General features: G+C 60.7%; 15 protein-coding genes and 1 riboswitch. Of the genes, 6 read left to right on the top strand and 9 right to left on the bottom strand.

Annotated features, from left to right (window positions below; genetic code table 11):
• Both JCM12296_RS29210 and JCM12296_RS29205 read left to right on the top strand, forming a co-directional pair.
• The coding region (locus tag JCM12296_RS29210) for a 2Fe-2S iron-sulfur cluster-binding protein (protein ID WP_157067995.1) at positions 1-571 on the top strand (571 nt) is incomplete at its 5' end.
• Positions 526-1,902, top strand: a complete 1,377-nt coding sequence (locus tag JCM12296_RS29205; RefSeq protein ID WP_054700390.1) for an ASKHA domain-containing protein — start codon at positions 526-528, stop codon at positions 1,900-1,902. The genes JCM12296_RS29210 and JCM12296_RS29205, both read left to right, overlap by 46 nt.
• On the opposite strand, the gene JCM12296_RS37240 is transcribed toward JCM12296_RS29205, so the two are convergent.
• The 4 genes from JCM12296_RS37240 to JCM12296_RS29185 form a co-directional block, all read right to left on the bottom strand.
• Positions 1,794-2,177, bottom strand: coding sequence for a RidA family protein (locus JCM12296_RS37240; protein WP_083456627.1), 384 nt, complete (start codon positions 2,175-2,177; stop codon positions 1,794-1,796). The genes JCM12296_RS29205 and JCM12296_RS37240 overlap by 109 nt on opposite strands.
• Before the next feature lie 75 nt (positions 2,178-2,252).
• Positions 2,253-2,927, bottom strand: coding sequence for a flavodoxin family protein (locus JCM12296_RS29195; RefSeq protein WP_246805070.1), 675 nt, complete (start codon positions 2,925-2,927; stop codon positions 2,253-2,255).
• Positions 2,928-2,978: 51 nt separating this feature from the next.
• Positions 2,979-3,593, bottom strand: coding sequence for an NAD(P)H:quinone oxidoreductase (gene wrbA, locus JCM12296_RS29190; RefSeq protein WP_246805069.1), 615 nt, complete (start codon positions 3,591-3,593; stop codon positions 2,979-2,981).
• A gap of 104 nt (positions 3,594-3,697) precedes the next feature.
• Positions 3,698-4,129 carry a MarR family winged helix-turn-helix transcriptional regulator gene (locus JCM12296_RS29185; RefSeq protein WP_054700381.1) on the bottom strand — a complete coding sequence of 144 codons (432 nt, stop codon included), beginning with the start codon at positions 4,127-4,129 and terminating at the stop codon, positions 3,698-3,700.
• A 228-nt stretch (positions 4,130-4,357) separates the two neighbouring features.
• Here JCM12296_RS29185 and JCM12296_RS29180 point away from each other — a divergent pair, with 228 nt between their 5' ends.
• The 3 genes from JCM12296_RS29180 to JCM12296_RS42730 all read left to right on the top strand — a co-directional run bounded on the left by JCM12296_RS29180 (position 4,358) and on the right by JCM12296_RS42730 (position 6,601).
• Positions 4,358-5,311 (top strand): nitrous oxide reductase accessory protein NosL, encoded by a 954-nt coding sequence (locus JCM12296_RS29180; RefSeq protein WP_054700378.1) that lies wholly within the window; start codon positions 4,358-4,360, stop codon positions 5,309-5,311.
• A 154-nt stretch (positions 5,312-5,465) separates the two neighbouring features.
• Entirely contained in the window at positions 5,466-6,317 is an 852-nt protein-coding gene (locus JCM12296_RS29175) for a beta-ketoacyl-ACP synthase III (RefSeq protein WP_218188345.1), read from the top strand.
• Positions 6,311-6,601, top strand: a complete 291-nt coding sequence (locus tag JCM12296_RS42730; RefSeq protein WP_218188344.1) for a 3-oxoacyl-[acyl-carrier-protein] synthase III C-terminal domain-containing protein — start codon at positions 6,311-6,313, stop codon at positions 6,599-6,601. The genes JCM12296_RS29175 and JCM12296_RS42730 overlap by 7 nt, the downstream gene beginning before the upstream one ends.
• Before the next feature lie 62 nt (positions 6,602-6,663).
• On the opposite strand, the gene JCM12296_RS29170 is transcribed toward JCM12296_RS42730, so the two are convergent.
• From JCM12296_RS29170 to JCM12296_RS29160, 3 genes are all read right to left on the bottom strand, one after another.
• Positions 6,664-7,302, bottom strand: coding sequence for a cyclase family protein (locus tag JCM12296_RS29170; protein ID WP_054700376.1), 639 nt, complete (start codon positions 7,300-7,302; stop codon positions 6,664-6,666).
• 46 nt (positions 7,303-7,348) lie between these two features.
• The gene (gene ribB, locus JCM12296_RS29165) at positions 7,349-8,002 is read right to left on the bottom strand and encodes a 3,4-dihydroxy-2-butanone-4-phosphate synthase (RefSeq protein ID WP_054700374.1); all 654 of its coding nucleotides are present in this window, start codon (positions 8,000-8,002) and stop codon (positions 7,349-7,351) included.
• 120 nt (positions 8,003-8,122) lie between these two features.
• A riboswitch (FMN riboswitch) is annotated at positions 8,123-8,271 on the bottom strand.
• Between the two features lie 84 nt (positions 8,272-8,355).
• The gene (locus JCM12296_RS29160; RefSeq protein WP_054700367.1) at positions 8,356-8,748 is read right to left on the bottom strand and encodes a hypothetical protein; all 393 of its coding nucleotides are present in this window, start codon (positions 8,746-8,748) and stop codon (positions 8,356-8,358) included.
• Between the two features lie 220 nt (positions 8,749-8,968).
• Between JCM12296_RS29160 and JCM12296_RS29155 the strand changes: the two genes are divergently transcribed.
• Positions 8,969-9,403 (top strand): hypothetical protein, encoded by a 435-nt coding sequence (locus JCM12296_RS29155; protein ID WP_054700365.1) that lies wholly within the window; start codon positions 8,969-8,971, stop codon positions 9,401-9,403.
• A 2-nt stretch (positions 9,404-9,405) separates the two neighbouring features.
• Here the strand turns inward: JCM12296_RS29155 and JCM12296_RS29150 are convergent, their stop codons facing one another.
• Both JCM12296_RS29150 and JCM12296_RS50985 read right to left on the bottom strand, forming a co-directional pair.
• Complete coding sequence (locus tag JCM12296_RS29150) at positions 9,406-9,777, bottom strand: response regulator (protein WP_054700363.1); 372 nt, start codon at positions 9,775-9,777, stop codon at positions 9,406-9,408.
• Between the two features lie 3 nt (positions 9,778-9,780).
• Positions 9,781-9,859: 4Fe-4S binding protein (locus JCM12296_RS50985; RefSeq protein ID WP_172684164.1), on the bottom strand; the 79-nt coding region annotated here is incomplete at its 5' end.

Raw genomic sequence — 9,859 nt, 5'->3', positions numbered from 1 at the left:
CACCTCTGCCGCCGACAACGGCCTGGATATCCGGGCGGATTGCGGCGGCCACGGGAGCTGCGGCAAATGCCGGGTGCTGGTCAACCCGGCCGAGAACTTCTCGCCGCTGACCGATTCGGAAATCAAGCGGCTCAGCCCCGAACAACTGGCCGAAGGCGCACGCCTGGCCTGCCAGACCCTGGCCCTGGGCGAGGGAACCGTCACCATCCCCGACACCCTGGCCGAACCTTCCGAAGCCCGGGGAAAAACCAACATCAGCGGAACCTATGCGGTGGATCCCACGATCCGTCGCCTGGTGCTGAAGGGCGATTCCCCGGATGTCACGGCGGCCAATATTCCCGAAAGCCTGATGGACTGGCTTGCCCACAAGGCGGACGATTCCCTGGCGGCAACCGCGGACATTAACGCATTGCGCCATCTGAGCCAGTTCCGCGACAGCCTGAAAGAGGTCACCCTGGTGCTGCACGCCGATACCGGCCTACGCCGTATGGTGGCCGGCCGGCAGCCCGCCAGCCTCGCTTCGCCGTGGACCTGGGCACCACCTCGGTGGCCGGTTACCTCTGTGATCTGACCTCCGGCCGGCTGCTGGCCGCCGATGCCTGCGTCAATCCCCAGCGACGTTTCGGCGAGGATGTGATCAGCCGCATCTGCCGCATCAACGAAAAGGACACCTATCTGGATCAATTCCAACGCCTGGCCGCCGGCGGCGTCGATTTCATCCTGCAACGTTGCTTGAAGCAAGCCGGCGCATCCATCGACGCCATCGATGAGATCGCCCTTTGCGGCAACACCACCATGCAGCAGGTCTTTGCCGGCCTGCATCCCCACGGCCTGGGCAGCTATCCCTATTTCCCCTTGACCCTTATCCCGCCGCTGGCCAGTGCCGGCGATCTGGGGCTGTCCTGCGCCTCCACCGTACCCGTATTCCTCATGCCGGTGGTTTCAGGCTTCGTTGGCGGTGACACCATGGCCGCCATTCTGGCCGACCGACCGCATGAACGCGACGAGGTCACCCTCATCGTGGATATCGGCACCAACGGCGAATTGGTGTTGGGCAGTCGCAAGGGACTGTGGGTGACCAGTTGCGCCACCGGTCCGGCCCTGGAAGGGGCGCAGATCTCCTGCGGCATGCGCGCCGTTTCCGGTGCCATTCACCGCATGTGGCCCGACGCGGACAACGGCCGGGTGACCTACGACGTTTTAGGTGAGGAAAACGGGATCAAGCCCATGGGCATCTGCGGTTCGGGAATCATCGATGCCATTGCCAGCATGCGTCATCTCGGCATCATCCTTCCCAGCGGCCGCCTCGATGCAGCCGACGAACGGGTGGTGCGGGATGATCAGGGTGTGGGACGGTCCTATACCATCGTCGACCGGCAGCAGACGGCCACCGGCAGTGATATTTCGGTCACGCTCAAGGATATTCGCCAGATCCAGCTGGCCAAGGGGGCGCTTTGCGTGGGCATTGAATTTCTCATGCGCAAGGCCGGTATCGAGAAGATCGACCGCACGGTGTTGACCGGGGCCTTCGGCGCCATTTCAACTGGGAAAATGCCCTGGCCATCGGCATGTTTCCGCCGGCCGTGGCCCAAAGCCGGGTCGTCGCCAAGGACAACCTGGCCGGCGTGGGGGTGGTCATGGCCCTGTTGGACCGCAAGCTGCGCGCCGAGGCCCGCGGTCTGTGCCGCCGGCTGCGCTACCTGGAACTGGCCACCCAGACCGACTTCGCCATGGCCTTTGCCATGGCCACGACCTTTCCCGAATCGGCGGCCTAACACAAGGATCAAAAAATCCTATGCGACCACGGCGGTGCACTTGATCTCCACCAAGGCGCCCTTGGGCAGCGCGCTGACCTCGACAACGGCCCGCGCCGGCCGGTGGGTGGGGAAGTACTCGGCGTAGATGGCATTGAACGCGGCGAATTGGCCCATATCGGTAAGAAAGACCTCGACCACCGTGATCTGCTCCAGGCGGCTGCCGGCGGCCTTCAGGATCTGGCCGAGATTTTCCAGGGCCTGGCGGGCCTGGCTCTCCAGATCCCCCCCCACCAGGTCGCCGGTGGCCGGATCCATGCCCAATTGTCCACTGACAAAAACAAAAGGTGCTGCCACCACGGCCTGGGAATAAGGGCCGATGGCGGCCGGGGCGTTCTCGGTATGCACGGTTGTCAAAGTCATTCGAGGCTCCTTTTTCGGGATGGCTGAATCAATAAAAATGGACGCGTAAAAAACGGATTGCCCTGACTTTCAGGCTCATGCAGACGTTGGATCCTCCGCCAGGGCCCGCACCAGGCCGGCCCCCGCCGCATAGGCCGATGCCAGATAATCGGGATGCTGCAATATATCCCCTTCGCTTTCGATCTTCCGGAACAAAAGCGAATTCCACAGCTGCATGTCCAATGCGTCCATGAAATAGCGCATGCTTAACAGGGCCCCGTCGAACAAACGCTGGCCCCGCGTGGAGCCAACGGAGATAAAGAGCCCCTTGCGCGGGTATGCCTGCTGGCCGCCGAAGGGATGGCGGTCGATCCAGTATTTCTTGACCCAGCTGGAATTGCAGCGGTCCATGAAGATTTTGGCGTGGGCACTGACGGTGTAAAAAAAGATCGGCGACGCCAGAATCATGCCGTGCATGCGCGCCAACAGCGGCTCGATCTGCCGGAAATCGTCATTGATCGCGCAACGTCCCGTCTCCCGGCAACCGTAAATTTCCAGGCAAGGGGAAATCTTCAAATCCCGCAGGACGATCTCGGTAACCGCGGCACCGGCATCACGCGCCCCGGCAATGGCCTGTCTGAGCAACGTGGCGGTGTTCCCCTTGCGCCGTGGGCTGCCGAAAACGGCGGCGATTTCAATCATCAACGTTCCTCCGTGTTCTTCCTTAAAGACAGGGAACGGCCCCTTGGCCGCTCCCTGTTCGTTTTCCATGGGAATTCGCACCGCCACCCGATGCCGCTGACATCGGTGGTCATTTCCCCATCAGCCTTTGAGTTTAGCGGCGATCGTCGCCACGTGCTTGCCCTGGAACCTGGCAGCGGCAAGCTCGGTTTCACTGGGCAGGCGTTCCCCCTGGCCGCCGGCGATGGTCGAGGCGCCATAAGGGGATCCGCCCTTGATTTCGTCAATGCCCATCTGCCCCTGGAAGGTATAAGGCAGTCCCACGATCACGAAACCGTGATGCAGGAGCGTGATATGGGTGGAGAGGATCGTCGATTCCTGGCCGCCGTGTTGGGTGGCGGAACTGGCAAAAACGCTGCCCACCTTGCCCACCAGGGCGCCCTTGGCCCACAATTGGCCGGTGGCATCCAGAAATTGACGCATCTGGCCACACATGTTGCCAAAGCGCGTCGGCGTGCCGAAGATCACCGCGTCGGCCTCGGTCAATTCGTCGACCGTGCAGACGGGAATGTGGGCAAACGCTTTCTGGGCATCGATGGCGCCCATCTGTTCGAGGACACCCTGGGGCAGGGTTTCCGGTACCCGGCGCAAAACGGCTTCGGCACCCGGGAGTTCGCGAACGCCCTCGGCGATGGCTTCGGCCATGCGATAGATATGACCATACGTCGAATAAAAAACAATCAAAACTTTCATCATGGGTTTCTCCTTCATCGAAAGGGTTGGTCTTTTGGATAGCTGTTCTGATTTTCGTAGAAACTGGCGATGGGCGAACGGTCCACGACCGATCGTTCATTACCGCATTAGCTGGCCAGCACCTCGGCATGACGGCCCAGCTTCTTCAACAGCCGGACCAATTCGCAACGCTCCTTCTTGTTCAGCACACCGGCGATAGCCTCGAGATTCTGCGCATGCTCGGCGTAAAGCCGTTCGATCAGCCGGTGCCCCGAGGAGGTCAGGTGCAGGTGAAACGATCGGCCGTCAGACGGATCCGGAACACGCCGAACCAGGTTCTTGGCCACCAATCGATTGGTCGCGGCGGTCATCGAACCGCTGGTGAGAAGCACCTTTCGGCCGATGGTATTGATGGGCAACGGTCCCTTGTGCAAAAGGGCTTCGAGGATACCGAAGTCGCTCGGAACCAGCCCGGTGCGCTTGATGCTGGCACGGTCGGCCTTTTCAACGGCCTTTGCCGCCCGGCCCAGTATCAGGCGTATGTAGGATCCCGTTTCCATGGGTGAGAAAATAACGGCATATATCTTGATGTCAAGATACAGGGTTCGGTATGTGCCTTTTTCCCGAACGGGAGCGTGCCGGTCGGCATGCGCTGTTGCCGCAACAAGCGGATTTTGTTATGCAGGATTCCACAATGGGTCAGGATTGCCGCAAGGGCGTCCTGATGCGTTGCGCGTCCCCCCAGCCGTCGCCCGAAAAAACATCCCCACCAATCCCGGGAGGAATCCATGAAATCGATCGATCGACGCCGTTTTCTCCGGCTTGTTTCCTTCGCGCCGGTGGCCTTGAGCCTGTCGCCGATGGCATCCCAGGCCATGCAATGCCGTGTTCCGCATCCGCTGACCCCACCGGACGAGACATTGAAGGGACAGTGTCCGGTCTGCGGCATGGTTCGCCCCATGTGGGCCCGCACCTGGATCACCTTCGCGCCCATCCGGGGTGTCTCCCAGGTCTGTTCGTTTCACTGTTTGGCCGACTGGGCGATGAAAACCGGCCAGGATCCGACCCAGGTCATGCTGACGGTCTACCGCTGCCCCCAACAGGCCATTGCCGCCGGCCAGGCTGTGATCGTCATGGGCTCCTCGGCCGCCGGGACCATGAGCCCGGTCTCCAAAATCGTTTTCGCCACGCGGGCCGAGGCCGAAACCTTCGCCGGCACCTGCGGGGGTGAAATCGTCGATTATGCCCGGGCCCTGGCGGCGGCCAAGACCGGCGTGGGGAACGAAAACCGGCAGATCAACGCCCGCCGGTTGGCAAAAGGCAAGATCGTGGAGCCCACCGAAAAGGATACCTGCGTGGTCTGCGGGATGTACCCCGAGCGCTACCCGTACGGGAAATGCCAACTTCGGAGCAAAGACGGCCGCACCCTGCATTTTTGTTCGACCCAGTGCCTGTTCGCTTTCCTGGACAATCCGTCGCGTTACATGAAAAGTCCCGTGGAGCCGTTCCTGATCTGGGTGGTGGACCGCCATACCGGCATGTGGATCAGCGGCCGTACGGCATTTTACGTAATCGGATCGTCAAAAGTCTTCGGCCCCATGGGGTACGAGGCCTTGCCTTTCAATTCCATTGCCGAGGCAACCGCCTTTGCCGCTGAAAATGGCGGCAGGGCGGTGGACTTCGGCGAGGTCCGCATCAAGGCCATCGTACCCGGCTGGGAAGCGCCGAATAAAACCGAATAAGAATTGATCATAACAAAAAACATTGTTTATCCATCCTTTGCAGTGGCGTTCATTCTTATTCTGGTGTAAAGCCAGGTCGGTAATCGCATCGATAGACTGCGAAAAGGCATTGACAACAACCGTAAGAAACGGTTGCACAGCATAAGGGACCGATATGGCACCATCCGAACGCCCCCGGGTCGTCATCAGCGGAAGCGGTCTGTGGACACCCGCGCATGTCATTACCAATGAAGAACTGGTCGCCTCCTACAATGCATGGGCCGACCGCTACAATCAGATCCACGCCGCAGCCATTGCCGACGGCCAAATGGAGGCCAAACCCGAAGGCTCGGCGGCGTTCATCGAGAAGGCCGCCGGCATCAAACAGCGATTTGTCTATGCCAAGGAAGGCACCCTGGACATCGATCGCATGCGCCCATCAATCCCCGAGCGTCCCGAGGAGGCCCTCTCCGATCAGGCCGAAATCGCCATCGATGCCGGACGCCAGGCCATGGCGGCAGCCGGCAAGACCGGTGCCGACATCGACGCGGTAATCGTTTCGTGCGCCTACACCCAACGCGCCTACCCGGCCATCGCCATCGAAGTGCAGGAGGCGCTGGGCATCGACGGCTTCGGCTTCGACATGCTGGTGGCCTGCTCGGCGGCCACCTTTGGGCTGCATCGCGCCTATGAAATGGTAGCCGCCGGCACGGCCCGTTGCGTTTTGGCCATCAACCCGGAGCTGATCACGCCCCAGGTCAACTACTGCGACCGGGACAGCCACTTCATTTTCGGCGACGTGGCCACGGCAGCATTGTGGAACGGGCCGACACCTGCACCGGCACCCACAGTTTCGATGTCCTCGGCGTGCAGGCCCAGACCCGCTTTTCGAGCAACGTGCGTTCGAACTTCGGCCACCTCAGCCGAGCCAACGACGTGGATCCCTTTGGCCCGGACAAGCTGTTTCATCAAAACGGCCGTCGGGTTTTCAAGGAAGTCTGCCCCCTGGCCATCCAGCACATGTTGACGCACATCGACCGCCATGGTCTGACCGTTGCCGACATCCGACGCTGGTGGCTGCACCAGGCCAATATCCACATGAACCAGATGATCTGCACCAAGCTGATCGGACGCGAGGCCACCTTCGACGAGGCGCCGATCGTCCTGGACCGTTACGCCAATACCGCTTCGGCCGGTTCCATGATTGCCTTTCACCTGCACCACGAGGATCTTGCCGCCGGCGATCACGGCGTCATCTGCTCCTTCGGGGCCGGCTATTCCGTCGGCAGCCTGGTGGTCCGCAAACGCTGAAGCGCGACGGGGCACGCCACCTGTCAGGTTACCCATCTATCCAATGGGTAAACACGGCGCCTTCATGGCAGCATGGCCACGGCCCGCACGGGTGAACCGTCACCGTTCTTGATATTCAACGGCAGACAGCTGAAAAGAAAGCGGCCGGCAGGGATCGCGGCCAGGTTGGTCAGGTTCTCCACAATCACCATGCCGGCCGCCAGCAAACGATGATGCACCGGCAGTCCCGGTGCATCCAGCAGGTCGGCCGAAAGGGTGTCCATGCCCACGCCCTTCAGGCCGGCATGGGCCAGCCAATCGGCGGCCGGCAGGCTGAGCACGGGAAAATCGGAGAAATAGCGCGCATCTCCCCAATAACGGCTCCAACCGGTGTTGAGGATCAGGTAATCGGATTCCAAAATGGCTGTTTCGTGGGCCGTCAGATCGGTGGGCTGAATCGGGCCATCACTCGCCCGCGACCGGTCCAGAAGAAAAGCCGAGCCACAAAAGGTCTCCACCGGCAGCTGATCCAAGGTTTCTCCAGATGCGAGGATATGCGCCGGGACATCCAGATGGGTACCGGTATGCACGCTGAGGGTGATGCGTTTCTCCCGGTATCCATCGGTGTCGATGCGGGCGCTATCCGCGAACCGCGGTGGCTGAGTACCAGGGAAAAGAGGCATTTGCGCTTCAAGAACATGGCTCAGGTCGACGATCCGCATGGTAGATAGCCTCGTCTATGGGTTCGGGGGCCAATCGGCCGAGGGGTTATCCCGCCTTTTTCATCAGGCTCCGGCGATAGGCCACCAGATCCGCAATGGTGAGAACGGGCATGCGATGTTTTTCCGAAAAGGCCACCACTTCGGGAAGCCGCGCCATGGTGCCGTCCGGGTTGGTCAACTCACAGAGAACGCCGAAGGGATCCAGCCCGGCAAGGGCCATCAGGTCCACGCTGGCCTCGGTGTGGCCGGGCCGTTCGAGCACGCCGCCGCGTTTGGCTCGCAAGGGAAAAATGTGACCGGGGCTGTGCACACTGTGGGGGCCGGCGTTTTCGGCCACCGCCGCCCGGATGGTGGTGACACGGTCCTGGGCCGAGACCCCGGTGGTCACCCCTTCGGCCGCTTCGATGGAAACCGTGAAGGCCGTCTGGTAGCGGCTGGTGTTGTGTTTCACCATCATGGGCAGCCCCAGCCGGTTGACCCGATCCTCGGTCAAACAAAGGCAGACGATGCCGCTGCATTCACGGATCAGCAGGGCCATCTGGGCCTCGCTAATGGACTGCGCCGGAAATATCAGATCGCCCTCGTTTTCACGGTCTTCATCGTCGGTAACGATCACCCCCTGACCTTTCCGCAAGGTCTCGAGCCCATGTGCCACCCGTTCAAAAGCATTGCCATAGCGCGCCAGCAGTGATGATTCCATCTTTCGATCTCCTTCATGTCGTTGGATAAGTGGAAAGTCAGGGCGCAGGCAGGCAGACGGGCACAACGTCGACAGCGGCGACAACGGATTGCGGCAGTTGGCGGCATGGAATGCAGGCTGACTTATCCTCTTTCATCCGGACTGTTACCGTCGGCCCTGGCCTCTCACCAGGTCTGCTGACCTCCTCGATACGGCAAAGGAGCGCTCGCGGGCTCCCCGAAAATCGGGATACCGCCGGTGGGGAATTGCACCCCGCCCTGAGAATAAGCGATTTGGATTGTCATAAAGGATTGGATCGATTTTGTCAAATATTGACGGATTCGTCAAAGCAGTGACTTCTTACGCACGCATGATCACTTGGCAAAACGCAGGGTCAGCGCCGTCACCACCCCCCAAATCCAGTTGGCCACCAGTACGTAGGCCGGGGTCCACATGCCCAGGTTCATCCCCAGCATCCCTCTGTGCCATTTGAAGGGATAGAGATAAAAGAGCAGGAACGCCGTGGGGACCAGGCTCAGCAGGGTTCCCTTGAGCAGCACACGGGATTTCAAGAACGGCAGGGCAAAGAGCAGCCCGAAAAGGCCGCCCCACACGATCCGCGGATACAGCCAGCCGGCGCTCAAGGCCGGCGCCATGGCGACCCGGGCCCAGTGGGCAATGCCCAATTGACCGGCTTGCCAGAGGGCCAGGCTGTTGACCAGGGCGCCCAGCGCACCTGCGGCGAAGCAAACGAGAAGTGTTTTCATCAGAAGGACGATCCTTTCGAAGGCTTGCGAATCCTGAGGAATGCGGCGTACTTAGCGTACGCCGCAGTGACGAGGAATATGCATAACGCCGATATCGGGCTTTTTACGAATCCGTCAAAGGTTGCAAGGCGGAGCCCAAGCCGCTATGCTGATTAGGAAAGGCCGCCCCACGAAAAGGCGTGCCGGCGGCGGAAGGACTCGCACAGCGGAGTTTACGATCATGGCCCAATGGAACATGCCCGTCGAACCGGAAGAGTTGTTATATGCCCTGAAAGTCGGCAATGCGGCGGCCTTGAACCAAATGCCCCTGACACACACACCGGGCAAGGGGCTTGAGATCGTCGATGAGGAAACCGGCCAGATTCAAACCGTCCACTTTGCCGACAGCGCGGTCAATCGGTTTGGTGTGGCCATCGCCCAGGAATTTGACAATCTGGGGTCCAAGTTCTTTTCACTAATGACCCGCATTGGCGCACTGATGCGGCTGATCGAGGATGAACGGGCCAAGCCCTATGTGCAGCTTGAAGGCGACTTCACCAAAATCCGCAACGCCATGATCGAAACCATGGCCTCATTTCCCATCACGCCCGAGGGGTTTGTTGATGCCGACCAATTCTTCAATCAGCTTGCCGCGATCGGACCTCAGCGGCCATAGCCCTATCCAGCCTGCAGGAGTTCCCTCACCGTATCCAGCAACAATTTGATATCGAAGGGTTTGTTCAGCGCCCGGTCGGCGCCCACACTCTGGGAAATTTCAAGGTAGGCATTCGGATCCATGCGCCCCCCGCCTGAGATGGCGATGATTTTTGTAGCAGGAAACGCGCGCCGGATCTCATCGATGGTTTCCAGCCCCTCTTTTTCGGGCATGAAGATATCGGTAACGACCAGATCGGCGGGATTGGCCCGCATGCGCAGGATTCCCTCCTCCCCATCGGCGGCCACGTCAACATCGTGATCGGCGTCTTCCAGCGCCAGTCGCAGGGACAGGCGCACGGTATCGTCGTCATCAATGACAAGGATCTTGGCCATGGTTTATTCGCCGCTGGCCTCCCGTTCGACCAGGGCACCGGTGGGGCAGGCGGCGATACAGGCCCGGCACGCGCCGCAACGG

The sequence above is a fragment of the Desulfosarcina cetonica JCM 12296 genome, from assembly GCF_001311845.1.
GTDB lineage: Bacteria > Desulfobacterota > Desulfobacteria > Desulfobacterales > Desulfosarcinaceae > Desulfosarcina > Desulfosarcina cetonica.
This window is presented reverse-complemented; position numbering and strand designations above follow the sequence as displayed.

Coding starts and splice junctions, on each gene's coding strand:
- JCM12296_RS29150 (WP_054700363.1), bottom strand. CDS start 9,777: ATGGCCAAGATCCTTGTCATTGATGACGACGATACCGTGCGCCTGTCC.
- JCM12296_RS29170 (WP_054700376.1), bottom strand. CDS start 7,302: ATGCGGATCGTCGACCTGAGCCATGTTCTTGAAGCGCAAATGCCTCTT.
- JCM12296_RS29180 (WP_054700378.1), top strand. CDS start 4,358: ATGAAATCGATCGATCGACGCCGTTTTCTCCGGCTTGTTTCCTTCGCG.
- JCM12296_RS29160 (WP_054700367.1), bottom strand. CDS start 8,748: ATGAAAACACTTCTCGTTTGCTTCGCCGCAGGTGCGCTGGGCGCCCTG.
- JCM12296_RS42730 (WP_218188344.1), top strand. CDS start 6,311: ATGTTGACGCACATCGACCGCCATGGTCTGACCGTTGCCGACATCCGA.
- ribB (WP_054700374.1), bottom strand. CDS start 8,002: ATGGAATCATCACTGCTGGCGCGCTATGGCAATGCTTTTGAACGGGTG.
- wrbA (WP_246805069.1), bottom strand. CDS start 3,593: ATGATGAAAGTTTTGATTGTTTTTTATTCGACGTATGGTCATATCTAT.
- JCM12296_RS29155 (WP_054700365.1), top strand. CDS start 8,969: ATGGCCCAATGGAACATGCCCGTCGAACCGGAAGAGTTGTTATATGCC.
- JCM12296_RS37240 (WP_083456627.1), bottom strand. CDS start 2,177: ATGACTTTGACAACCGTGCATACCGAGAACGCCCCGGCCGCCATCGGC.
- JCM12296_RS29195 (WP_246805070.1), bottom strand. CDS start 2,927: ATGGAAAACGAACAGGGAGCGGCCAAGGGGCCGTTCCCTGTCTTTAAG.
- JCM12296_RS29175 (WP_218188345.1), top strand. CDS start 5,466: ATGGCACCATCCGAACGCCCCCGGGTCGTCATCAGCGGAAGCGGTCTG.
- JCM12296_RS29185 (WP_054700381.1), bottom strand. CDS start 4,129: ATGGAAACGGGATCCTACATACGCCTGATACTGGGCCGGGCGGCAAAG.